Consider the following 23028-nt stretch of genomic DNA (forward strand, 5'->3'; position numbering starts at 1 on the left):
GGTCGGGATCATCTGAGCTTGATTGCGGCTATTGCTCCCAATGGTCGCATTTATGTGGCAGGCCAGGACCATTCCTTCAGTGGAGACGATATAGTTTGGTTTTTGGGCAAGCTATGTAGTCGCTACCGCAAGCGCGATTTGCTAGTGATCTGGGATGGGGCTTCGATTCACAGGGGAGAAGCCGTTAAAGCGTTTTTAAAAGAACGGCCTGGACGAGTTCATTTAGAACGTTTGCCGCCTTACAGTCCCGAGCTAAACCCGACCGAGCTAGTATGGAATCACATCAAACAGCGACTGAAAAACCAAGTGTATCTTTCACTGGCCGATCTTACCTCGGCGGTTTTAGCGCAGGTTAGTTTATTGGAGAGGGATCGAAGGCTGATTCAAGTTTTCTTCCATAAAAAAGAAGTTGCCTTCTTTACAAATTAACTCACGGATCAATAATAGCAGCTATTCCTGTAAATCAGACCCTACATTCCCGATTGAAAAGGGCAATGTGTTAGCAGTCAGACCATTAAAGAAATTTCGTCAGACATCTTCCCTAGTTTGAACTATGAATTAAAAATATCCTATAATTTTATAATCAGAGTCTTACACTTTATTGTAAAATTTTTATCTTGCCAATAAAAGAAATTTTTATTACCAAGGCCATTTACCCATTATATGTACAAATTATATGGAAAAGATTAAAAGTATTGCTTCATTTGTTTTAGAAAACTTTCTTACAATTACAGCAATAATTGTTGGTACAATATTTTTTACGAAGTCACAGCCAGCTCCCCCTCCTGTACCTGACGCTCTTGGGCTTATTTTTGGGCTACTTTCCACGATGGTAATCTCAGACTTTATTACAAGGATAAAGTATCTTAATAAATTTAGAATAGATTTAGACGCACTTTTAAAACATAAGTCTAATTCCCAATCTCTTTTTATAAGTACTATTCCACTAAAAGAGGAACTAGAATCTTCTTTGGAAGTTTATATTCTTGCCAATACTGGCTATAAGACTATCGGCAGTCACGATGAAGCCTGTGAAAAATTTTTAAAAAAGGGGGGCTGTTTAAATGTAATAGTTATGAATCCAGCGGAAAGTTCACCCGCTACAGCAATGGCAGCCTCAAGAAGCCTAGCCGAATTTGGGAAGAGCTATTACAAAAACCGTATAGAGAACACTTTAAAAGAACTTCACAATGCAAAAGTTCAATCAGGAACTTCAGGAAAACTATATGTAAAAACATGTGATATTGCTCCTTCATTTGGGTTATATATATTTCAACCTAATGGCAATAATGCTCGAATGTATATTAGAATTTTTGCTCATTTTGAGTCTTTGAATAGAAACACAAATTTCTTCATTTTAAAATCGGATTATCCAGAATTGTTTGATTTTTATTTCAGACAATTTAAATTGATTGAGAAGAATTCTGCACCGATAAACATTGACATGTACAGATAATGTAACTAATTTAATTGGTTTTAAACAAGTAAAAACTATGATTAATCTACCTGATGCATTTAATGAAGCAGTAGCAAAGGCCTTAGAAAGCGGGAAGTTGCCAAATTGGACTTCTGTAAATCTGTTGGACGTAACTTTACGTGATGGAGGATTTGCAGTAGAATTCGATTGGAGTAGAGATTTTATTAAAACTTTCGTATCGGAATGTGTAAAATCTGGCACAAGAAAAGTAGAGATAGGATATTTAGGGGGGGTTAACTCTAAAAGTGGCTGGTACAAAGGTATTAGCGCTGACATACCTAGTGACTTTATTGCTGAGCTAATTGAAGATATACCTAATTTGGAAGCTATAGCTATTATTAATCCATGGCGAGTAAAGTCATCAGTTGCTCTTAAAGATTACAAAAAATCAGGATTAAGTCTGTTAAGAGTAGCATACAATCCCGCGAATGCTTCTTCAAGCTGGAATATCATTCAGCAAGCAGTAAACGAGAATATTAATGTCGGATTAAATGTTACTTCCGTTTCTAGACATACTAATAGCTCTCTATTGTCAATAGTGGAAGAATCTAAAAGACAAGGTGTTACATCAATTTCTTTCGCTGACACAACATCTAGCTTACTTCCAAAACAAATTGAAGAATTTAGACCAGCTTTAAATTTAGCTCGTGAGCTTGGAATAGGGTTAGGCTTTCATGGGCATGATGTTTTAGGTTTTGGCAACGCTAATGCATTGGCTTTTATAAACCACGGAATTAATACAGTTGATGTATCGATAGGTGGAGTTGGAAGAGGAGGTAAAAACTTAGTTGCAGAGCTCTGGAAATTCATGAAAGTTTCAGAGATACTCAAGCAGACAGATGAAAGTTTGATTTCGTTGGCTAATTTATCTAAATTGATAGGTGACCGTTTTCATCAGAATTATGCTGATTTTATTGGATTAACATGTGCTATATTTGGTATTTCGCCTGAAATAGTTGAAGGATTATCTCCATTACCTCAAAATATTCAGCACGAAGCTAATCTCCAATGTTCTCAATTGATTTATTCACACTTGAAGCAAATTATAAAGGCATATGATTAAAGAATATATTGTAAGTTCGACAGAAAGGCACTCTATATGGGAGTTAGCGAAAGAAATTTTCACACATACTTCTGATCATTCAGACAAAACTATTTTTTCTAACTCTCTAATAGTAGAAGCTCAACTAGAATTAAAAATACGCGAAGAACTTTATAGGCTTTCTAGAACCGGAGAATATGACGCTATTATATTTCGTCAATTGGTAGACAACTCTTTAATTGATATTGAAACTCCGAACAAGGTAAGAATAAGGAGAAATATAGATTATATTTTTGAAATTATTCCACTTTTATTGATGTCTGCCACAGGCTTTCCTATTGCTTACGAGGTTCAACATAATGGCAGGATAATTAATGACGTTTTACCAGTGGAAGAGTTTAAAAATATTGACAACTCTACGGCTGGCGTTGCTAAGCGATTCAATTTGCATACTGAAGACGCATATCATAATTTTCCTCCAGATTTTATTGGCTTGTTTTGTATTCGCAATAATGAGAAAGCTGCTACACTAGTTTCGATCCTATCAGATAATATTTTTACAGATAAAGATTACTCTTCACTCTTTGAAAAATTGTTTATTAATCAGGCAAATGCTGGTTCGGCACAAAATTATAACTATGAAGTTAAGAGAGCTATTCTTTTTGGACAGAAGTCTAAGCCTAATATACGATTGAATACCGCTAGATTACCACAAATTGACAATAAACAAATTAGTTCGTTATTAAGTAGCTTTGTTGATATTCTAAATGAAAATTCTCAAAGGGTCGTTCTTCAATCAGGTGATATGATCATAATGAACAATCTACGATGTGTTCATGGAAGAGATGCATTTGAGACAGATTTCAGTGTTGAAAAAAGATGGCTACTGCGCGTATTAAGTAGACGAGATATTGCAGAATGTTTAGTAGAGCCCTTTAATGTAAATGTCCTTTTATAACTATAAAAATCGGTTCAAATACATGCTGAATTGATGGCAGTAATTGAACAATTGTGGATTCTATATTTAATTTTGCGGTATAAGTTAGTTATGGTCCGCATGTTAGCTTCTGAAATGACTGTAGGGGTACTTTATCAGGTCAACCTTCCGCCTTTGATAGATGGAATTCCTAAACCTATGAAGCCAGAAGGTTATGCTGATAGTGGTGCTGATATTGCTTTTGCATTAAATAATGCTAATATTAAAATTGTCACTCCAGTAGTTGAGCCTAATTCTAAAATTCAGACTCAGTGGGTATTCGCAGATACTGAAGAGGGTATCTGCATCGCTTTATCCAAGGGTGCTAATGTACTTTGGTTAAACACTGTGTTATATAGTTCTCATCCAATTGAGAAGTATCTTAATCAAGGAGGTTGGGTAATAGGACAAGATCCAGTTTGTGTTGAAAAATATGATGATAAATGGCAGACAAATCAACTCTTGAAAAGTCATGGTCTACCCATTCCGCATGAATACATTATCAATCGTTCAGATAAATTCCAAGTTCAAACAATAAGAGATCATTTTAACCAAAATTTTTCCTTCCCTTTCGTAGTGAAACCTATACGTGGGAGAGGCAGTATTGGCGTTACTATGGTGCATAACGAGCAAGAGCTAAATCGTATATTATCTTTCAAGTTACCTTCTTCCGAGTTTGGTGATGCTGTAATACTAGAACATTATTTACCTGGACAGGAACTAACGATAACTGTTATGCCTCCAGGAAACTATTCATTTAAAAGCAAAGATCAATACTATTCTGATTATTGGTGTTTGCCGCCAGTAAAGCGATTTAGCCATAAGAATGGTGTAGCACCATATAACGGCACAGTTGCTGTTATAAAAAATAGTCAAGTATTGACTGATGAGGAAATTGAAGATTCCGTTATTGAAAATTTGATGTTTCAATGCACAAAAGCTGCTAAATTAGTTGAAGCTAGGGCTCCTATTCGAATCGATTGCCGTCAGGATGTAAATGGCGATTATTTTTTATTTGATCTCAACATGAAACCTAATATGACTGGCTCTGGCAGACCAGGAAGAGAAAACCAAGAAAGTCTTTCGGCGTTAGCTGCAAAGAAAATAGGATGGAGTTATACTGAACTATTGCTAAATATATTGCAACAAGCTTGGAAGAGGTAAGCCGTTAGTTTAATTATACCTTTATCCACCGTGATAAGGATTTTTATCTTCTCTATTAATTAGTTCAGACATCTGATGATAAGGCTTTTTGGCAAATATTGTTGGTGGATTACCACCAAAAAATGCGAAGATATTGTCTGCTGATCCACGTCTTACTTCATCAGGTGTTACAAGTGGCCGCTGATTGGCATTCGCATCCTGCACACCAAACCAGTTTCGGGAAGTAACCACATGGGAGGTTTGACCAATGGCGGCACTCACATAATTCCCAGTAAAATTGTCGTTGATCGTAAAGAATTGTCGGATTGCGGTATTCGCCGTAAAAGTTTCCCAATTCTCGCCATACTGTCCTTGAAGCTGAATAAGCGATTGCAAGATTGGCCAGACGGTGATTTCAAACCCTGCGTAGGTACTCAAAGCCGTCTCAATTTCAGGCAAATATCCCAAAGCTGCAAATTCATCTAGTAAAAAAGTAACACGCTTATTTGGATTTCTGACAACGGCCCGTAAGGTCGTCGTTGCCATGAGCCGCAGCCATCGTGCATGGCTTTGCAATTTGTCGGCGGGGATGATGATATAGAGTGCCGTATCACCATCCGATAAGGTGGCTGGGTCATAGCCGGAGCGAAGGGCTTTTTGCAGCGAAGGGCTTTTCAGAAAATCCGTTGCCTGCAATACCGATGAAATTATACTACCAAACGTTTCCTCTCCGGCTTCCATCAGTTTGACGATTTCATTGCCGGAGTTGCGGATGATTTCGCCATTAACTGGGTCGTTATTGAGCCGCATACGGGCGACCAATTCATCCCAATCATCACCGGCCAGTCGCGCCCATCGCCAAAGTGTTTTTAGTGTTCGATCATCACCTTCCTGCGTGGTGACGATCTGCATGATGAGGCCCGTCACAATCGAACGGGCTGTATCCGTAAAGAACCTATTTTTGTCGTCGCGCTCGACGGGCACTAGCATTTCCGCGATCATGTGCGCGTCATCGACGAGGTGGATGCTGCTGGTATCGGCTAGAATATCGAGCGGGTTATAGCTTTCTGCTTCGCCAATATGGTCTTCGAGCAATCCCCACGGATTGAGAATAACGACCTGTCGGCCACTCTCGCGCTGATACCGTGCCGTGATCGCGGCATTCTCACCTTTCGGGTCAATAACGACCCAAGAGCCGGTATAACCACCAAGGCCTAGCAGATTCGGGATAATTAAATTCGTGCCTTTGCCGCCCCGCGTACCAGCGACGGTCAGCACATGGCCTTTATCTTTGAAGACGAAGCCGCCACCGATATACAGACCTGGCCCTTGCCGGTAGGGATTCAATTCGTCAGGTCTGGCAAATCGCGCCGAGCCAAATTTGTTGCTCTCAATCAGTGTATTGTTGATGCCGATTTGCCAACGCCGGAAAATAAAAAAGACGACAAGCGAGAAAAGTAGATTGAAGCTAATGAAAACGAGAAAGGCGTAACCCTGCATTCCCATGAATGCCGCAACCGTCTTGAGAACGAATAACAAGCCAAACAGAACGAACCATGCCAGAATCGCCCAAGCAAACATGGCAAACTTGACGATAGGCCGTAACGGATGGAGAAGCGGATATTCGGCTAACGGCTTTACAAAGCGCAGATACGCTTGCGTGTAGCCGAACAATGCCCCTGCCAATGTGATTGGTGTTAGAATGAGACCGACCAGAAACAGGATAATTCTGTTTTGCAACAAAGGGTTCGGTCTGACACGAAAAAGCTCTTCAATTTCGGCCGACATGACACCAAACCCGTTCGTTTCGGGTTGTGGTGCGCCTACCGTTTGTTGTTCGGCGGGATTCATTAAAGAGTAAGTTAAAGTGGGTAGAAACGTAGCCCAAAAAAGGGAAAACAAACGTTAGGGGCAACGGGGAAATCCCCGTATTTGAGTGGGTAAATTCCCCATATCTAAAACAAGGTCGCCTGAAAAAAGAAAAGAGAAGTCCGCTTGAAAACCCGTGGTTTCCTTATCTTCGCGGGTAGTGGTGCAAGACGTGGTTTGTAGCTACAAAAACTCCGTAATTGTATCTGTCAAACCGTTCTTGTAAGGGCGGGGCAACGCCCTCCCTTAACCCTCCTTCTAAACGCTACAGCGTATGGCACGACCTCAAAAGGACGGTGCAGACAAACGCGATTTCACCATTCGCGTTCGAGTCACATCAGCCGAGAAACTAAGTATCTGGCAGATGGCAGCCGACGCTGGCTACACGCCTAGCGACTTCATGCGTCTGCGGACGATGGCGGCAACGCAACCGTTGCGCCGTGTGCCGACACCGGAACGTGAGTTGCTGCTCAATGTCATGGCCGAGCTTGGCAGGATCGGCAACAACGTCAATCAGATTGCCCGTGCCCTCAACAGCCGCGACGAGACGGGGCAACTGGCCGGTATTGAACCTGACGATATCAACCAGGCCATGCAAGGTTTGGACGCACTGACATCACAGGTTCTTAAACTCCTCAGTTAATGGTCATCCGAGGAGGCACACGGGGCAATGGCAAGCAATTAGCGCATTACCTCACATCGGGTGAGGCCAATGAACGTGTCCAAATTGTGGACGTTGCGGGCCGGATGAATGCTAAGGCTGATTATCTGCATCAGACCTTGCAAAGCATGTCGCTGACCTCCGAACTGACTAAAAGCCAAAAGGGGCTGTACCACGCCCAGATCAATCCGGCATACAGCGAAGACCGTAACATGTCAGAGAAAGACTGGCTGAAAGCGGCTGATATTCTCGGCAATGAGTTGGGGTTGCAGGAGCAACGGCGCGTGATTGTGCTCCACACCAAAAAGGGTCGGACACACGCGCATGTGGTCTGGGAACGCTACGACCATAAACGGGGCAGAGTGATTTCGGATAGTTTCAGCCGGTTGGCGCAGGATCGCGCTCGTAAGGAGATGGAGCGGGTGTTTGAACATACGCCTACGCCCCACCGCAACCAGCACCGTCCCGAACTAAAAGAAGCCCTCACAAGTCTTTGGCACCAGACCGAAACCGGCAAAGAGTTTGTGAAGGCCGTGCATGACAATGGCTATTTATTAGCCGAAGGTGTGCCGCGTCATCCCTTCATGGTGGTGGACGAGAATGGGCGGTCATTTGACCTCGTGCGCCAACTCAAAGGAATACGGATTAAAGACGTTCGCCAGCGTTTGCGCCATGAAAAGCTGATCCCTGAAAAAGAAGCCATCGAATTGATGCGGCAGAAGCAGGAAGGGGGCAGTGAAGCTAGTCAAGCTGGACACGATCAGGAAAAGGCGAAACGAACGGCTGGCGCCTTCTGGGACAACAAACAGGAATTGACACTAGAGAGCGCAGAGGCACAGAGCCAGAAGAGAATGAAAGATCTGGCGGAAAGCTTTATAGCGTCAGGTCAAACGATGACGGAAGAGGCCAAGCAAAGTAGCGACATTGAAAAGAAAAAGAAACGGGCAGGAGATTACTTTAATAATGCGGATGAGTTAACTGGCAAAGTCGCAGAGAATACGGCTGATAAAAACGAACTAAAATCAGTTGAAAACGACACTGAGGTAAAACAAGAGATTAGCACAGAGCCACAGAGCGACGAGAGCCGACAGAGGCAACAAAGGGTAGCGGAGCAATTTGCGATCAGCAGAGAGGACGCAAGCCAACCAAGCGTAAATCCTGAGAAGAAACGTCATCAGGACACTTTAAAAGAATTTATGCAGTCGGAAGATGAATTGGTTGAGCAGACGCAGCCCACAACAGAAGAAGCAAGCATCCAACGCCAGCAGACAACCGCTCGACACTTCTTTGAGAACGAGACAATGATCAAACAAGAAACAACCGATGACGAAAACGAAATCATAAAACTGATGCAAGAGCAGAAAGAAATTCGAGAACGTCATCGACAGCGTGGAAAGAAACGGGTTCTCTGACTGATTTAAAAATTAGTATGCGTGCATAACATTTATAATGAAATGATTATATTCGCAACAGATTACACGAGAAATGACAAAGGATGCACTTTCAATGCTATTCGGCTTTTATAACGAACAGCGCGTCCCGAATGAAATTAAAGGGGGGTATTTAGTATTACCCGTGATTACTCAATGGGTTGTGAAGAGGGGCTACACGAAAATGTTGTAGTATTGTTGTAGTAAAGAAAAAGGCAGCTACAACATTGAGTCGTAACTGCCTGATTTTGAGGTGGTGATGGACGGAATCGAACCGCCGACACAAGGATTTTCAGTCCTTTGCTCTACCAACTGAGCTACATCACCGCAACGGCGAACCGTTAAAAACGTGGGTGCAAAAGTACTGATTCTCTCTCCTTTTGCAATACGTTGATTAGAAAATTTTGAAAATAAAGTTTAGCTGTCCATATATAACATTGATTGTCAGACACACAAAGCCATACTTAAATGGAGATAGTACAACAATTTTTTTTTATTGCTGCACTGGCTGTTACCGCCTGGTACATAACCAAACGGGTTCAATTAATCAGTCGTGCGATTAAATTGGGACGGCCTGAAAACCGTTTCGACCATGCTAATGAACGCCTGAAAACGATGTTGTTGGTGGCATTTGGTCAGAAAAAGATGTTCACGAATTGGCTGGTGGGTTTAATGCACTTCGTTATCTACGCAGGCTTTCTCATCATCAACCTTGAAATTCTTGAGATTATTCTGGATGGTGTATTAGGAACGCATCGGTTGTTTGCGCCTTATATTACGTCTATTTATCCATTCCTGATCAATACGTTCGAGATTTTAGCATTTGGTGTTCTTGCGGTTTGCGTGGTGTTTTTATGTCGTCGGTTTGTGGCTAAAGTGAGCCGTTTTCAACCGGAACGCCACCGCGAAATGACACGCTGGCCCCGAACGGACGCAGCCATTATTCTGATCGCTGAAATTCTGTTGATGATTGCGTTTCTGACATGGAATGCTTCTGACAGCGTGCTACGTGATCGAGGTGTCGGTCACTACGTCCATTTGCAGGGTATTGTTCCAGATTTCGTTATTAGCCAATTTCTCAAACCATTGTTTGCCGGATTTAGCGATATAGGACTGATTGCCTATGAACGTATCGCCTGGTGGGCGCACATTCTGGGAATTATGGCTTTTGCAGTCTACGTAACGTATTCAAAACACCTGCACATTGCGCTCGGCTTCCCGAACGTGTATTTCTCCGACCTTCAGCCGAAGGGAGAAATGCAGAACATGCCCGAAATCACGAAGGAAGTTCAATTGGCTCTGGGATTACCGACCACTACTGCTGCCGACGGTTCTCAGACGAATGACAATGGCCTGCAACCCGGCGTGGATTCGCCCGCTGAAGTTGGCAGATTTGGCGCGAAAGACGTACAGGACCTGAAATGGATTAATCTGATGAACGCTTATAGCTGTACGGAGTGTGGTCGCTGTACGGCAGCTTGTCCGGCCAATATTACTGGGAAAAAATTATCGCCCCGCAAAATCATGATGGACACCCGTGACCGGCTTGAAGAAATTCAGCAGGGCTGGAAAGTCAACGGATTTGACTATAAGGACAGTAAATCACTATTGAACGATTATATAACAGCCGAAGAACTAAACGCCTGTACTACGTGTCAGGCCTGCATAAACGCCTGCCCGATCAACATCAACCCGTTAGATATTATTCTTCAGCTACGTCGCTATAGGGTTATGGAGGAATCGCAGGCACCAGCGTCCTGGAACGCAATGTTCAGTAATATCGAAAATAACATGGCTCCCTGGAAATTCTCCCCCAGCGACCGGTTTAACTGGGCCGAACAAGTTAATCAATAGAATTGTAAAGTTGGCTGACATGTTCACAAACTCTACAACCTTACAACTTTTCAAAATGACAACAGAAACTAATTATAAAGTGCCGACAATGGCCGATATGACTGCCGCAGGTGAAGAACCGGAAATTTTATTCTGGGTCGGCTGCGCGGGTTCGTTCGATGATCGGTACAAACGCGTAACAATAGCTTTCGTCCGAATTCTGAATCATGTAGGTATCAAGTTTGCTGTACTAGGGCAGGAAGAAGCTTGTACGGGCGATCCAGCACGTAGAGCGGGAAATGAATTCCTGTTTCAAATGCAGGCCGTGTCAAATATTCAGGTACTAAATGGTTACAACGTAAAGAAAATTGTGACGGCTTGCCCACACTGTTTCAATACGTTAAAAAACGAATATCCCGAGCTGGGCGGCAATTACGACGTAGTACACCACTCTCAATTCTTGCAGGAGTTAATCAATCAGGGACGTATCAAAGTAAAAGACGGTCAGCCTTTCAAAGGGCGACGTATTACGTTTCATGATTCGTGCTATCTAGGTCGGGCGAATAAGGTTTACGAAGCCCCACGCGACGTATTAGCCGCTTTGGACGCAGATTTAGTTGAAATGAAACGTAGCAAAGCCAATGGACTTTGCTGTGGAGCCGGGGGCGGTCAATATTTTAAAGAGCCAGAACCCGGTAAAAAAGACGTGAACGTAGAAAGAGTTGAAGAAGCGCTTGGTACCGGCGCTGATACCATTGCTGTGGCCTGTCCGTTTTGCATGACCATGATGTCAGACGGCGTTAAAAACAAGAATAAAGAAGATAGTGTTCGGGTTTTCGACATATCGGAACTCATCGCGCAGGCAGAGGGGTTGTGAGAATAGTGAAAAATGGATAATGAAGAATGAATAATTTCATCTAACGCATTGTTCATTGTTCATTATCCATTTTTCATTAAATCTATGTACGTTGATTTTGACAAATTGTCGGATAATGCCCGGATTTGGGTGTATCAGGCTGACAGACCGCTGGCAGACACTGAAGTGAAAACGGTTGAGGAGTTGCTAAAACCGGCGTTAAGCCAATGGGCAGCTCACGGTCAGCCATTACTGGCATCAGTAAATGTGAGCGAAAATCGGTTTGTTGTGATTGGCCTCGATGAGGAATATAGTTTACCTAGTGGCTGCTCCATTGATGATTCCGTTCGAACGCTACGTAACGTAGGGCAACAACTTGGCGTCGATTTCTTTGATCGGTCGGCGGCTGTCCAATTGACAGATGAATCTGTCGTTACAATTTCCTTGCCAGCTATAAAAAACGCCGTTGTTGATGGACAATTGACGCCTGATACGTTCGTATTCAATACGTTAGTAAAAACGAAGGCCGAATTTTTGACAAATTGGCGGATTCGAGCGGCCAACTCCTGGTTAAGCCGATATTTCAAACAGGCAGTCGTTTAGACGGGCCATTAGCTAAAATTTGCCGGTCAGGTGCTTCTAATTGCAGGAGCACCTGACCGGCTTTCTAGTTATAGGCTAACATGCTCACTGCCAAATCGTCAGAATAAACGATTTTAAACCTTCTTTTTACACAAAGGATTAATTTTTGCTTAGAGTTTTATAAAACTCAGCGGTTTGGTTCGGGTAATTATCGAATTCGTTGAGGATTGCCATCAGGAAACGGCAATTAACTCTTACTTTTATGGCGACTATTCCAGCAGTTATGTCAGACACGCCAACTCGCGACGACCGGGACCGCACCGGCGGACCGGCCGAACCGGACCAATTCTTACCCGAGGGCGATTCTATAGAACAGCCTTCGGAAGATACCCCTGCCCGCCGGTATACGGAAGAGCAGAAATATCAGGTATTCAACAAGGAGTTTATGCCCCACATCGACTCCATGTATAATTTCGCTTTTCGCTTAACGATGGACGAGGATGATGCCAACGACCTCGTTCAAGATACGTATTTAAAAGCGTTTAGGTTCATTTCGTCCTTTGAGCAAGGAACTAACGCAAAAGCATGGCTGTTTCGGATTCTGAAGAACAGCTTTATCAACGATTACCGTAAGAAAAGCAAAGAACCAGCTAAAGTCGATTACCAGGACGTAGAGACGACCTATAACTCGGAAGACGCTGAATCAGAGCATACGGTTGATCTGCGGGCCGAATCCGTTTCGGATTTAATCGGAGATGAAGTAGCAAATGCTTTGAACTCACTACCAGTCGATTTCCGGACCGTTATTATCCTTTGCGACATTGAAGGATTTACGTATGAGGAAATGGCAAAAATTCTGGATATTCCAATCGGTACAGTACGTTCCCGATTACACCGCGCACGTAATCTATTGAAAGAAAAATTGCGTGATTATGCATCTTCGATGGGATATAAAGAAGAAAATGAAGAATAAACCGAACTTTTTCTAAGTCTTTTTTGGTTCTGCACATAACTTAATGGTATTATTATTCTTGGAATAAATTAAATTTTTCCAATGCAAACCTCGTTGCCAACGTCATCTTCATCCAGTGCCAGGCCTGAGATGAAAGAGCATTGCAGTCACAGTGCAGACTGCTTGAAGATGATTCAATTGATTCTGGATGGAGAAGCTACTGAACAGGAGCTTGCTCGGGTGAAAGCAAATCTGGAGTCCTGTAAACCATGTATCGAGATGTATCATCTCGAAAAAGAAGTGAAAGAGTTACTGACTAAACGAATTGAAAAACGGTGCTGCCCTGAGCAGCTGGTGGCAACGATTAAATCTCGTATTCTGAGTTTTAGTTAATAGGAATTTCTCCGATTGGGGTAATTAAGGAATGCTTCAGGAAGCGGCCTTAATTACCCCAATTAATTTTAAAAAGTTGTAGTTGATTACGTTAGTTGTCAGCTTATTACGACGAACAAACCAATCATAACTTGGACGGCAAACTTATTATTTTTTCAGCCCCTTCTGGGTCGGGTAAAACCACCATCGTTAAGCATCTGCTGGCCGAGAACACCAATCTCGGCTTTTCCATTTCGGCCTGCACCCGCGACCGGCGGGGGCGTAGTGAAGAAAACGGAAAAGATTATTATTTTCTGACACCCGAAGAATTCAAAAATAGGATCGACAAGAACGAATTTGTTGAGTGGGAGGAAGTCTATACCGGTGCTTTTTACGGAACACTTAAGGCTGAAATTCAGCGCGTTTGGGATAGCGGTAAACACGTACTGTTCGATGTAGACGTTCAGGGTGGCCTGAAGCTGAAGAATTTTTACGGCGATAAGGCATTAGCCGTGTTTGTGAAAGTTCCCGACGAGGAAACGTTACGTCAGCGCCTGATTGGGCGTGGTTCTGAAACCGAAGAAAGCCTGTCACGACGGTTGTTTAAAGTTCACTTTGAAATGAGTTTTCAGGACCAATTCGATGTGATCCTGATGAACGACGATCTCGATACGTCTTTACAGAAAGCTCAAAAACTGGTCGATGATTTCGTAAACGAAAACAAAACCCCCGCAAAAGGAACGGTAATTTAGAAGTTCAGAACGCGTTAGTCCCAGCGGCCAACGGCAGCGCGACCTATAACATTAAAACGCAATAATGAATATTGGCTTATTCTTCGGTTCCTTCAATCCTATCCACGTGGGGCACCTGATTATTGCCAACACAATGGCTACGACTACCGACCTGCAACAGGTATGGTTTGTCGTGTCGCCCCAAAACCCGTTTAAGAAAACGAAAAGCCTGCTGCACGAATTCGACCGACTCGACATGGTCGAACGAGCCATTGCTGATAACAGCCGCCTGAAAGCCACGAATATTGAGTTTTCGATGCCGAAACCGAGCTATACCATCGATACGTTGGTGCGGCTGAGTGAAAAGTATCCCCAGCATACCTTCCGGCTGATCATGGGCGAAGACAATCTGGAGCAGTTTGCCAACTGGAAGAATTACGATAAGATCCTGGAATTTTACGGCCTCTACGTTTACCCTCGCCCTAAAAGCAAAGAAAGCCCGTTCAAAACCCATCCTAACGTCCGCCTGGTCGAAGCGCCCTTGCTCGATATTTCTGCTACGTTCATCCGCGATAGCATCCGTGCTAATCGGTCAATACGTTATATGGTCCCCGACGTAGTGGAAGAAATGATTGAGCGGAAGAAGTTTTACGTGTAGCGCATGCGTAATGCGGCTGGAAAGCCGCAGTTTCTACATACTATGGCTTTCCAGCCGCATTACGGAATTCCGTTCTGATACGTTATTTCCGTCGCTAAACCAATCGCGCTCATACGTATCGCAACGGAGCGACTTTGAGATTTAGCGCCGGGTTTGTCGCACTGAGGGCCTTTCTCTAGAAAGTAAACGTAGAACTTCTGGTTGCGATCTTCAATCTGGTTTACATCCGGCCGACCGAGCAGTTCACCAATTGTGTTTGCTGACTTGCCCTTCAGATTTTGACTTTCAGCTTTAAAATCGGCCAGCAACGTAGCACGAACGCCGTTACAACCACCCCGGTCAGATCGCCATTTTTTCAGGTTGAGTTTTCCGAACGTATCGGGGGCCGAACTACAAGATAGATTTATCCAAAGAAAGCAAATAGCAACCAAAAGTATCAGAGGCCGAACGAGCATTGCGCTCTTTCGCTCTTTCACCCTTTCATTCTTTGGCTCGCTCATTGCTCGTTATAAAGTACCTGCAACAACGTTTGCCCCACAGCTTTGAGCGTTCCCCGGTCAATGTTGCTCATGTCATCTTCGGCTGTATGCCAGCCTGGAAAGAAACCGCCGGTGCCAATATTTGTATGGATAATGTCAATCATCGGAATTTTGGCGATCGTGTTTGGGGCCAGATGGTCGTCAGTTATCTGACCACCCGGTGCATCGACAAAATACTGGCTAAAACCCAGCCGACTGGCCATTTGCCAGACGTTATCAACAATCGATGGAGCGTATTGCATCGAAATTCCTTCTTTTGTGAACGTAGCACCTTTGGCACCAACCATATCCAGCAGGATGCCGTAATAGGCAGAATAGCCAGGTTTATGCGGATTTTTTGCCCAATGGCGAGATCCCAAACAGAAACCAATGTAATCGAATTGATTACCGGTTGCCTGTTCATAATCGCCGGAAGCTTTGTCACCATTACCCCAGTCTTCAGCGTCGAAGAAAATAATATCGATACCCACCGTCGGCTTCTGGCTGCTTTGCTGAATGGTACGTGCCAGTTCGAGCAAAACACCCACACCACTGGCTCCATCATTTGCTGCGGTAACGGGTTTCTTCTGATCCGCTTTATCAGGGTCGTGATCGGCGAAAGGCCGGGAATCCCAGTGCGATGCCAGCACGATACGTCTGGTTGCTTTTGGGTTAATGCTGCCAATAATATTTCGGGCATTCAGTCTCTTCCCGTCCCACGTATTACCAACGAACGGCTGCTCGGTCACTTCACAGCCGAACTGCTTGAGTTTAGCCGCCAGATAATTTCCCGTTTGTACATGAGCAGGTGTGTTGGGCACCCGTGGACCAAACTTTACCTGACGGTCAATATACGCATAGGCCGAGTCGGCGTTAAAAGCCGGGGCCGAAACCGCATTGGTTTGTTCGGTTGTTTGTGTGCCGTCGGTATTTTTTGGTTTCTCTTTGCAGGAGCCAACCGATAGGGCAAGGGCAAAAAGGAAAATAGTGTATTTGGTCATGTTTTGTTTGAATGCAAACTAGTGTTTGCTACGTAACTTCTTGCCTAAAACAACCTATTGTAAGGCCTAACTCTTACTCTTCATACGCCCAGTCTATCTGGTGTTTCATGTCCTTGATCGCCAGCCCCTGCGCTTTGAAGTATGAACGAATCTGGTCAACCTTGTCGTATTGACGCTGCTCTTTGTATTCCCGATAAAGCGTCAGTAAACCTTCCAGAACGGGCTGATTTGATGTGCCTTCTTCTAACAGCCCTAGTACGTCCTGCATGAACGTAACGAACGACTCTTTCAGCAACGTAAAGGCTTCTTCGCCAAGCGCCGATGCCTGAAGTTGGTTTAGGTAAAGCATATTCACGTATTTCAGCAATGTAAATAACTGAGCAATGCCGACAGCTGTATTCAGGTCGTCGTTCATTGCCTCATAGAACTGCTGAACCGCCTGCCGAATATCGTTTTGTTTAGCTTCGTCGGGCTCACCATCGCTCGGCGAATCCACGCTGGACTGATACGTCATTTCTTTGATGATACGTAGTCCGTTGGCCAGGCGTCGATAGCCTTTCTGAGCCGCTTTGAGCGCATCGTTCGAGAAATCGAGCGTACTACGGTAGTGCGACTGGAGCATGAAGAAACGTACCGTCATGGGGCTGTATGCCTGATCAAGGAGGGGATGATTGCCCGAAAACAACTCGGCTGGCAAAAACGAATTTCCCAACGATTTCGACATTTTTTGGCCATTGACAGTCAGCATGTTCGAATGCATCCAGTAACGTACTGGATCGTGGCCAGTCAAACCATCGCCTTGTGCGATTTCGCATTCGTGATGGGGGAATTTCAGGTCCATCCCACCACCGTGAATGTCGAATTGCTTACCCAGATATTTGGTACTCATGCAGGAGCACTCTAAGTGCCAGCCAGGAAAACCTTCACCCCAGGGCGAATTCCAGCGCATGATGTGTTCCGGTGAAGCCCGTTTCCAGATGGCAAAATCGAGTGGATTGCGTTTTTCCGACTGGCCGTCCAATTCGCGGGTTTCGTTTAGCAGATCGTCCAGAATTCGGCCCGATAGTTTGCCATAGTTGCCTCCGCGTTGATTGTAGGTCTCAATATCAAAATAAACCGATCCGTTCGATTCATAAGCCAGTTCCTTGGCCAGTAGCGTCTGAACAGCTTCAATCTGTTCGACCATGTGACCCGTAGCGGTTGGTTCAATACTCGGAGGCCGGGTGTTGAACTGCGCCATTACGTTGTGAAAATCGTTGGTAAAGCGTTGCACGATTTCCATCGGCTCCACTTTCTCCAGCTTGGCCATTCGCCCGATTTTATCTTCGCCTTCGTCGCCATCACCAACCAGGTGGCCTACATCGGTCAGGTTGCGAACGTAGCGAACTTTGTAGCCAATGAAAGTCAGATAGCGATAGAGCGTATCGAACGTCAGAAACGTGCGGACATTACCCAAATGGACGTAGTTATAAACGGTTGGTCCGCAGACGTACATGCCTACGTAAGGCGGATTCAGCGGTTCAAACAGTTCTTTTTTGCGGGAAAGCGTATTATATAAATGAAGCGGTTGTGTCATGCGACAGCTGAATTTACTTTTCGATAGAACAAAACAGGGCTCCCATCAATCCACTCCTTTTTCAGAAATGTCATTTCCAGGCGTTCGGCAACCCGTAGCGAGGCAATGTTGGACTCGTCGAAACTCGCGTCGATGTATGGGAAGGAGAGCTTATTGAAGCAATAGTCAATAACTGCTTTCGAGGCTTCGGTGGCGTAGCCTTCGCGCGTAAAGGCGGGCAATAGGGCATAGAGCAGTTGTGGCTGGTTTTCTTCAAAAAAAGACCATAATCCAGCAAATCCAATTACCATATTTTTCAGTTGGTCATGCAACAGCCACAAACCATAATCACCGGCCTCAAACGTTTGCTCGCTAACCAAAATGAAATCCTGAATCTGTTCGGGCGGTAGAATCTGATCGTCGCACAAATAACGCCGGACAAACCTGTCAGTCAGAATGGTTTGCAGGATGTCAAAATCCGTTTGCTGAACGGGGCGCATCGTAAGCCGTGACGTGTGCAGTTCCGTATGCATAAACAAATTGAAGCCAGAAGGCGGTTGCGAAGTTAAGGATTGTTCGGCGGAAAACAGATGCCTGACTGACTGGCCGGATGCTTTTGCCTATATTCGCGTTTTGTTTTCGTCATTGACCATCGCCCAATCTGTAATGCAGCTTGTTGAGGTAGGCACCAACGCCACCTATCAGAAAGAATTTATTCAGTTTCCGGTACGTCTCTATCGGGGAGATACGTACTGGATACGCCCGCTCGATACGGACGTAGAGGAAATATTTGATCCGGAACGTAACAAACGGTTCAAAAATGGCGACTGTATTCGGTATCTGCTACTGAATGACAAAAACGAAACCATTGGACGTATCGCTGCCTTTGTTGATTACGAAATTGCCAATCTGGATAACGACCAGCCCACGGGCGGTGTCGGTTTTTTCGAATGTATTAATGATCAAAAGGCAGCTTTCGCACTTTTCGACGTAGCAAAAACCTGGCTCCAGCAACGTAGCATGGAAGCGATGGATGGCCCAATCAACTTCGGCGACCGCGACCGGTGGTGGGGATTGCTGGTCGATGGATTCGACCGGGAGCCGAACTATTGCATGCCATACACGAAGCCGTACTACGTTCCGTTTTTTGAAGATTACGGCTTTAAAGACTATTTCAAGCAGTTTACGTTCGGCATTCCTACAACCTGGTCAAAACTGACGGAGATGTCGCAGGCCGTGAAAGACCGGGCAAAACGTATCTACGAAAATCCAGAATACAGCTTTCGGACGATTGACAAAAAAGACCTGCCCGCAGCCGCCGAGCAATTCCGGCATATTTACAATGCAGCCTGGGGCGGACACAGTGGTGTGAAAGAAATGTCGGCGGAGCAGGCGCAACTGCTGATGCAGAAGCTGAAACCCGTTCTCGACGAAAAAATCATCTATTTCGCGTATTACCACGACGAACCCGTTGCCTTTTTCGTGTGCCTACCCGAGCTGAATCAGGTATTTAAGCACGTAAACGGCAAACTGAATCTGGTTGGAAAATTGAAATTTCTGTGGCATATGCTTCTGAAAACCAATCATAAAGCGTTTGGTGTAGTGTTTGGCGTAGCCCCCGAACATCAGGGCAAAGGCGTGGAAGCAGCCATCGCGCTACGTATGCCGCACGAAGCTGACCACAATCCTGATTTTCAATATACCGAACTGGAAATGAACTGGGTCGGCGATTTTAATCCAATTATGGTTCGTTTTGTGAGCCAGCTTGGATCAAAAATTGTCAAAACCCACGTAACGTACCGTTATTTATTCGATCAATCCAAACCGTTTAAACGCTGCCCGGTCATCGGGAAGAAAAAGTAAAAACTGTTTATTGTTCCAGCTTTTGGAACAACAGACCTGAAACAAATAAAAAAGATGAGCTTATTGACCGTTGGTTCCGTTGCCTTCGACGCGCTGGAAACCCCTTTTGGCAAAACTGATAAAATTATCGGTGGTGCTGCTACGTATATTACGCTTTCGGCGTCGTATTTCACGAAGAAAAATAACCTGGTTGCCGTTGTGGGCGATGATTTTCCACAATCGATGATTGACGATCTGGAACAGCACGGCGTCAATACCGAAGGGCTGGAGATTCGGAAAGGGGAGAAGACGTTTTTCTGGTCGGGGAAGTATCATAACGATATGAACACCCGCGATACGGTGGAGGTGCAGTTAAACGTAATGGAAAACTTCAATCCGGCCATTCCTGATTCGTATCAGGATTGCCAATACCTGATGCTGGGTAACACGGCGCCCGCCATTCAGAGTATGGTCATCGACCGGCTACACAATCGGCCAAAACTGATTGTGCTCGATACGATGAACCTATGGATCGAGATTGCAAACGCCGACCTGATGAATTTGCTGAAGCGGGTCGACGTATTAGTGCTGAACGATGAAGAAGCCCGAATGCTCACTCATGATTATTCGCTGGTGAAAGCGGCCGCGAAAATTCAGTCGATGGGTCCGAAAACAGTTATCATTAAAAAAGGCGAACATGGTGCGCTGCTGTTCGGCGAGGGACGTATTTTCTTTGCGCCCGCGCTACCTCTGGAAGAAGTATTTGACCCAACCGGCGCAGGCGATACGTTTGCCGGTGGCTTTATCGGTCATCTGGTCAAAACCGACGATATTTCGTTCGATAACATGAAACGGGGTATTATTTACGGCTCGGCGATGGCTTCGTTCTGCGTCGAAAAATTTGGTGCCGAACGTATCATGAACCTGACAGAGGAAGAAATTCAAACCCGTGTCAATGAATTCGTTACGTTATCCGCATTTGGACTGGAGTAACGTAACAATCTGACGTAGTAATTTACTGAGACTTCCCGGAGCAGATACCTGTTTCGGGAAGTTGCTTTTTATACGGCCTCAAACAGGCACGCTACGTTAGGAAAATACTTTGGTTAGTTTCCGTTCTAAGTCCTTCTCCAGTTTCAGTAAACCTTCGGTATTTGGCAAATACGTTAACGCTCGGTGATGACGTAGATCAAACGGAATATCGGCCACCGATTGCGTAATTGGAACAACTAGTTTACCAAGTGTATGCGCTACGCCCGTTTCGTAAAATACGTTCGGATTGCGGTCGGTGAAGTCGGTGATGACGGCTTTCGAGGTGAAAATCAGGTCGAATACGTCCTGAATCAGGATGCTATTATCCCAGATGTCGTCGGCGCGTCGACACTCCACGCCTAGTCTTCGGCAAACGTTACGTATGGCAGTGTACGTACCCGAAAATTTTCCATCAAACGGCATCATTACCGACAGTACGTTGCTGTCAAGCGATTTATCAGGAATCCGAAAAACATCAGGGGCGAACGTAATAACCCGCTCGGGCTGCCGTGTCTGTACAGTTGAAACAAATTCTGGAATACTGACAGGACGTTGGTTTTGGGTTTGTTTTTTTGCTTCGATAAAACGCTCTATTTCATACAAATTGCTCGCATTTTCACTGATCAATTTTGATAAAACCTGTAAGCTATTCCCCTCATAATCATCATCTTTAAAGTCCAGACTACGTAACAAACGCGGGTGGTCTTCGATTAACTCAATGCTGTCGGTAAGATAGCCAATCTTAAGCCAGTCGGATTTGGTAAAATAAAGCTGAATGAATTCATGTAAGGCGAACAGACGAAGTGTTTTGAACTTGTTTTGTCTAGTCATGGATGTGTTGATTATAATACAACTATAGTATAATTATGCAATTGTATTCAAATTTTATATTATATTCAATTTAATCTTATCGGAATTCGGCCATATTTAAAAATTATCTTATTTAAAGTCCTTATGGTATTATTGTAAACTGTTCGTCAACTAATTTTTCTTTATTTCTTTTTAACATTACTGAATGATACACATTTATCTAATTATCAGTAGTTTTTTTTGTAAGCTACGTAGCATTCCTCTCTATCTTGTCAAATTAGTTAGCCTTATATTAATCGTTGCTTTGCCGGGGCGAGCGCAGGAAGTGTTCATTACGTCCAGCAACGATTTAGCCTGTGCGCAGTTAAGTGCTACATTGAGCGCAACAACTACCTGTAGTGGTACTGGTACTGTTACGTATTCGTTTCGTGGACCGAATAGTTTTAGCTTAGTCAATACAACTGGAGTCGCCAGCGTAACGGCAAGTAATACTGCCGGTGCATGCATAGCCAGTAATACGGTCTTGGTAGGCAGCAGTCTGCATCCTGACTATTTACCCCTGGTCGACTTTTTTAACTCGACAGGTGGTCCTAACTGGATAGACAAGACAGGGTGGCTTACTAATTGTGATCCGTGTAACGGATGGTTCGGTATAACCTGTACGGATGGCAGAGTTACACGTTTATCATTAGTTACAGATTCCGGTATTATTGGCAGTAATAATTTAAACGGAAATCTTCCATCGAGCATTGGTAAATTAAACAAACTTAGATCCCTGAGATTAAATAACAATAATAACTTGACAGGCACCATTCCAGAAAGTTTTAGTCAACTAACTGATTTACAGGAATTACATATTTTCTATAGTGGATTAAGCGGGACTATTATGGATAAGCTGGTCAACTTGACTCAGCTGGAAACTATTATTCTGACCTATTCTAAATTCACTGGCCCTATACCAGAAAGTATCAGTGCATTAACCAAGCTTAAAGTAATTGCTTACCCCTCAAATGGGGTATTTGGATTCACGGGTTCATTACCAGCTAGTCTAAGTGCTTTAACTGGTTTGGAATATCTAGCATTGGATGGTAACCGATTAACAGGGACTATACCACCCGGCCTGGGTCAACTGACGAACTTAATAAGCATTAATTTGTCGGGTAATCTGTTAGCGGGGCCGATTCCGAGTGAACTAGGTAATTTAGTGAACTTAAGTAGTTTATATCTATCTTATAATCAACTATCTGGCAGTCTCCCGGCTAGCCTAGGTAATCTGCCTAGTCTAAATCAACTTTTGCTTCGTAAGAACTTCCTTTCCGGCTGTATTCCATTATCATTCAATTCACTATGTGGCAAAGATGTTCAGCTTGAGGAAAACCTTGACTTACCCGCCTGGAGTGAATTCTGTTTTAATGGAACAAACAACCTGGCATCCAATAAAGCCGGAAGTTGGTTCGATCCGACGGTTTGGTCGTGTGGAAAGGTGCCTACTCTAAAAGATTACGTAACAATAAGACATAATGTATCGCTTCCGGCAATCCAGTCCGGGCAGAGCCGGAAGATTATTTATAAGAGTGGTGGGGGACTCAATTATGATTCTGGAAGTAAGTTGAGAATTGGCCAATGACACATCTATTTCATTATCAGTATGATTTGCTACTATCTACGTATCGTTTCTCTTCAACTCG

At 44.2% G+C, this 23028-nt stretch carries 23 protein-coding genes and 1 tRNA gene; 17 read left to right on the forward strand and 7 right to left on the reverse strand.

Annotated features, from left to right (window positions below):
• The 5 genes from IC229_RS02400 to IC229_RS02420 all read left to right on the forward strand — a co-directional run.
• On the forward strand, positions 1 to 429 hold a 429-nt coding region (locus IC229_RS02400; RefSeq protein ID WP_190885339.1), incomplete at its 5' end, for a transposase.
• Between the two features lie 247 nt (positions 430 to 676).
• The gene (locus IC229_RS02405; RefSeq protein ID WP_190885340.1) at positions 677 to 1456 is read left to right on the forward strand and encodes a hypothetical protein; all 780 of its coding nucleotides are present in this window, start codon (positions 677 to 679) and stop codon (positions 1454 to 1456) included.
• A 37-nt stretch (positions 1457 to 1493) separates the two neighbouring features.
• Positions 1494 to 2540, forward strand: coding sequence for a beta/alpha barrel domain-containing protein (locus tag IC229_RS02410; RefSeq protein WP_190885341.1), 1047 nt, complete (start codon positions 1494 to 1496; stop codon positions 2538 to 2540).
• Complete coding sequence (locus tag IC229_RS02415; RefSeq protein ID WP_190885342.1) at positions 2533 to 3477, forward strand: TauD/TfdA family dioxygenase; 945 nt, start codon at positions 2533 to 2535, stop codon at positions 3475 to 3477. The genes IC229_RS02410 and IC229_RS02415 overlap by 8 nt, the downstream gene beginning before the upstream one ends.
• A 33-nt stretch (positions 3478 to 3510) precedes the next feature.
• Positions 3511 to 4659 carry an ATP-grasp domain-containing protein gene (locus IC229_RS02420; RefSeq protein WP_223833824.1) on the forward strand — a complete coding sequence of 383 codons (1149 nt, stop codon included), beginning with the start codon at positions 3511 to 3513 and terminating at the stop codon, positions 4657 to 4659.
• A 21-nt stretch (positions 4660 to 4680) separates the two neighbouring features.
• Here the strand turns inward: IC229_RS02420 and IC229_RS02425 are convergent, their stop codons facing one another.
• Positions 4681 to 6489 carry a type IV secretory system conjugative DNA transfer family protein gene (locus IC229_RS02425; protein ID WP_190885343.1) on the reverse strand — a complete coding sequence of 603 codons (1809 nt, stop codon included), beginning with the start codon at positions 6487 to 6489 and terminating at the stop codon, positions 4681 to 4683.
• Positions 6490 to 6781: 292 nt separating this feature from the next.
• On the opposite strand from IC229_RS02425, the gene IC229_RS02430 reads away from it, so the two are divergent.
• Both IC229_RS02430 and IC229_RS02435 read left to right on the forward strand, forming a co-directional pair.
• Positions 6782 to 7150 (forward strand): MobC family plasmid mobilization relaxosome protein, encoded by a 369-nt coding sequence (locus tag IC229_RS02430; RefSeq protein WP_190885344.1) that lies wholly within the window; start codon positions 6782 to 6784, stop codon positions 7148 to 7150.
• On the forward strand, positions 7150 to 8580 hold the full coding sequence (locus tag IC229_RS02435) for a relaxase/mobilization nuclease domain-containing protein (protein WP_190885345.1): 1431 nt from the start codon (positions 7150 to 7152) through the stop codon (positions 8578 to 8580). The genes IC229_RS02430 and IC229_RS02435 overlap by 1 nt, the downstream gene beginning before the upstream one ends.
• Before the next feature lie 272 nt (positions 8581 to 8852).
• Here the strand turns inward: IC229_RS02435 and IC229_RS02440 are convergent.
• Positions 8853 to 8925, reverse strand: a tRNA-Phe gene (locus IC229_RS02440).
• 141 nt (positions 8926 to 9066) lie between these two features.
• On the opposite strand from IC229_RS02440, the gene IC229_RS02445 reads away from it, so the two are divergent.
• From IC229_RS02445 to nadD, 7 genes are all read left to right on the forward strand, one after another.
• Positions 9067 to 10452, forward strand: coding sequence for a 4Fe-4S dicluster domain-containing protein (locus IC229_RS02445; RefSeq protein ID WP_190885346.1), 1386 nt, complete (start codon positions 9067 to 9069; stop codon positions 10450 to 10452).
• 55 nt (positions 10453 to 10507) lie between these two features.
• On the forward strand, positions 10508 to 11308 hold the full coding sequence (locus IC229_RS02450) for a (Fe-S)-binding protein (protein WP_190885347.1): 801 nt from the start codon (positions 10508 to 10510) through the stop codon (positions 11306 to 11308).
• An 84-nt stretch (positions 11309 to 11392) separates the two neighbouring features.
• The gene (locus tag IC229_RS02455; RefSeq protein ID WP_190885348.1) at positions 11393 to 11890 is read left to right on the forward strand and encodes a hypothetical protein; all 498 of its coding nucleotides are present in this window, start codon (positions 11393 to 11395) and stop codon (positions 11888 to 11890) included.
• A gap of 262 nt (positions 11891 to 12152) precedes the next feature.
• On the forward strand, positions 12153 to 12842 hold the full coding sequence (locus IC229_RS02460) for a sigma-70 family RNA polymerase sigma factor (RefSeq protein WP_190885756.1): 690 nt from the start codon (positions 12153 to 12155) through the stop codon (positions 12840 to 12842).
• 129 nt (positions 12843 to 12971) lie between these two features.
• Positions 12972 to 13214 (forward strand): hypothetical protein, encoded by a 243-nt coding sequence (locus IC229_RS02465; RefSeq protein ID WP_190885757.1) that lies wholly within the window; start codon positions 12972 to 12974, stop codon positions 13212 to 13214.
• 131 nt (positions 13215 to 13345) lie between these two features.
• Positions 13346 to 13945 carry a guanylate kinase gene (gene gmk, locus IC229_RS02470; protein ID WP_190885349.1) on the forward strand — a complete coding sequence of 200 codons (600 nt, stop codon included), beginning with the start codon at positions 13346 to 13348 and terminating at the stop codon, positions 13943 to 13945.
• 64 nt (positions 13946 to 14009) lie between these two features.
• Positions 14010 to 14582: a nicotinate (nicotinamide) nucleotide adenylyltransferase gene (gene nadD / locus IC229_RS02475; protein ID WP_190885350.1), complete on the forward strand. Its 573-nt coding sequence runs from the start codon at positions 14010 to 14012 to the stop codon at positions 14580 to 14582.
• Between the two features lie 59 nt (positions 14583 to 14641).
• Here the strand turns inward: nadD and IC229_RS02480 are convergent, their stop codons facing one another.
• The 4 genes from IC229_RS02480 to IC229_RS02495 all read right to left on the reverse strand — a co-directional run bounded on the left by IC229_RS02480 (position 14642) and on the right by IC229_RS02495 (position 18189).
• Entirely contained in the window at positions 14642 to 15037 is a 396-nt protein-coding gene (locus tag IC229_RS02480; protein WP_190885758.1) for a hypothetical protein, read from the reverse strand.
• Between the two features lie 41 nt (positions 15038 to 15078).
• A complete protein-coding gene (locus tag IC229_RS02485) occupies positions 15079 to 16101 on the reverse strand; it encodes a M28 family peptidase (protein ID WP_190885351.1) in 1023 nt (340 codons plus the stop codon).
• Between the two features lie 73 nt (positions 16102 to 16174).
• Positions 16175 to 17677 carry a cysteine--tRNA ligase gene (cysS, locus tag IC229_RS02490; protein ID WP_190885352.1) on the reverse strand — a complete coding sequence of 501 codons (1503 nt, stop codon included), beginning with the start codon at positions 17675 to 17677 and terminating at the stop codon, positions 16175 to 16177.
• Positions 17674 to 18189, reverse strand: coding sequence for a GNAT family N-acetyltransferase (locus IC229_RS02495; RefSeq protein WP_190885353.1), 516 nt, complete (start codon positions 18187 to 18189; stop codon positions 17674 to 17676). The genes cysS and IC229_RS02495 overlap by 4 nt, the downstream gene beginning before the upstream one ends.
• A gap of 133 nt (positions 18190 to 18322) precedes the next feature.
• On the opposite strand from IC229_RS02495, the gene IC229_RS02500 reads away from it, so the two are divergent.
• Both IC229_RS02500 and IC229_RS02505 read left to right on the forward strand, forming a co-directional pair.
• Positions 18323 to 19519 carry a hypothetical protein gene (locus tag IC229_RS02500; protein ID WP_190885759.1) on the forward strand — a complete coding sequence of 399 codons (1197 nt, stop codon included), beginning with the start codon at positions 18323 to 18325 and terminating at the stop codon, positions 19517 to 19519.
• A gap of 54 nt (positions 19520 to 19573) precedes the next feature.
• Positions 19574 to 20491 (forward strand): PfkB family carbohydrate kinase, encoded by a 918-nt coding sequence (locus tag IC229_RS02505; protein ID WP_190885354.1) that lies wholly within the window; start codon positions 19574 to 19576, stop codon positions 20489 to 20491.
• A gap of 96 nt (positions 20492 to 20587) precedes the next feature.
• Here the strand turns inward: IC229_RS02505 and IC229_RS02510 are convergent, their stop codons facing one another.
• Positions 20588 to 21361 carry a hypothetical protein gene (locus IC229_RS02510; protein WP_190885355.1) on the reverse strand — a complete coding sequence of 258 codons (774 nt, stop codon included), beginning with the start codon at positions 21359 to 21361 and terminating at the stop codon, positions 20588 to 20590.
• Between the two features lie 184 nt (positions 21362 to 21545).
• Here IC229_RS02510 and IC229_RS02515 point away from each other — a divergent pair, with 184 nt between their 5' ends.
• Positions 21546 to 22967, forward strand: a complete 1422-nt coding sequence (locus IC229_RS02515; RefSeq protein ID WP_190885356.1) for a leucine-rich repeat domain-containing protein — start codon at positions 21546 to 21548, stop codon at positions 22965 to 22967.
• The last annotated feature ends 61 nt before the right edge of the window (positions 22968 to 23028 follow it).

Origin of the sequence: Spirosoma profusum (genome assembly GCF_014699005.1) — a bacterium.
Lineage (GTDB): Bacteria > Bacteroidota > Bacteroidia > Cytophagales > Spirosomataceae > Spirosoma > Spirosoma profusum.

Excerpts from the sequence above, each read along its gene's own strand:
- IC229_RS02455 (WP_190885348.1), top strand. The coding sequence starts at position 11,393 with ATGTACGTTGATTTTGACAAATTGTCGGATAATGCCCGGATTTGGGTG.
- IC229_RS02420 (WP_223833824.1), top strand. The coding sequence starts at position 3,511 with ATGGCAGTAATTGAACAATTGTGGATTCTATATTTAATTTTGCGGTAT.
- IC229_RS02425 (WP_190885343.1), bottom strand. The coding sequence starts at position 6,489 with ATGAATCCCGCCGAACAACAAACGGTAGGCGCACCACAACCCGAAACG.
- IC229_RS02485 (WP_190885351.1), bottom strand. The coding sequence starts at position 16,101 with ATGACCAAATACACTATTTTCCTTTTTGCCCTTGCCCTATCGGTTGGC.
- IC229_RS02505 (WP_190885354.1), top strand. The coding sequence starts at position 19,574 with ATGAGCTTATTGACCGTTGGTTCCGTTGCCTTCGACGCGCTGGAAACC.
- IC229_RS02460 (WP_190885756.1), top strand. The coding sequence starts at position 12,153 with ATGTCAGACACGCCAACTCGCGACGACCGGGACCGCACCGGCGGACCG.
- IC229_RS02445 (WP_190885346.1), top strand. The coding sequence starts at position 9,067 with ATGGAGATAGTACAACAATTTTTTTTTATTGCTGCACTGGCTGTTACC.
- IC229_RS02450 (WP_190885347.1), top strand. The coding sequence starts at position 10,508 with ATGACAACAGAAACTAATTATAAAGTGCCGACAATGGCCGATATGACT.
- IC229_RS02515 (WP_190885356.1), top strand. The coding sequence starts at position 21,546 with ATGATACACATTTATCTAATTATCAGTAGTTTTTTTTGTAAGCTACGT.
- IC229_RS02510 (WP_190885355.1), bottom strand. The coding sequence starts at position 21,361 with ATGACTAGACAAAACAAGTTCAAAACACTTCGTCTGTTCGCCTTACAT.
- IC229_RS02495 (WP_190885353.1), bottom strand. The coding sequence starts at position 18,189 with ATGCATACGGAACTGCACACGTCACGGCTTACGATGCGCCCCGTTCAG.
- IC229_RS02410 (WP_190885341.1), top strand. The coding sequence starts at position 1,494 with ATGATTAATCTACCTGATGCATTTAATGAAGCAGTAGCAAAGGCCTTA.
- IC229_RS02500 (WP_190885759.1), top strand. The coding sequence starts at position 18,323 with ATGCAGCTTGTTGAGGTAGGCACCAACGCCACCTATCAGAAAGAATTT.
- IC229_RS02415 (WP_190885342.1), top strand. The coding sequence starts at position 2,533 with ATGATTAAAGAATATATTGTAAGTTCGACAGAAAGGCACTCTATATGG.
- IC229_RS02465 (WP_190885757.1), top strand. The coding sequence starts at position 12,972 with ATGAAAGAGCATTGCAGTCACAGTGCAGACTGCTTGAAGATGATTCAA.
- nadD (WP_190885350.1), top strand. The coding sequence starts at position 14,010 with ATGAATATTGGCTTATTCTTCGGTTCCTTCAATCCTATCCACGTGGGG.
- IC229_RS02480 (WP_190885758.1), bottom strand. The coding sequence starts at position 15,037 with ATGCTCGTTCGGCCTCTGATACTTTTGGTTGCTATTTGCTTTCTTTGG.
- IC229_RS02405 (WP_190885340.1), top strand. The coding sequence starts at position 677 with ATGGAAAAGATTAAAAGTATTGCTTCATTTGTTTTAGAAAACTTTCTT.
- cysS (WP_190885352.1), bottom strand. The coding sequence starts at position 17,677 with ATGACACAACCGCTTCATTTATATAATACGCTTTCCCGCAAAAAAGAA.
- IC229_RS02430 (WP_190885344.1), top strand. The coding sequence starts at position 6,782 with ATGGCACGACCTCAAAAGGACGGTGCAGACAAACGCGATTTCACCATT.
- IC229_RS02435 (WP_190885345.1), top strand. The coding sequence starts at position 7,150 with ATGGTCATCCGAGGAGGCACACGGGGCAATGGCAAGCAATTAGCGCAT.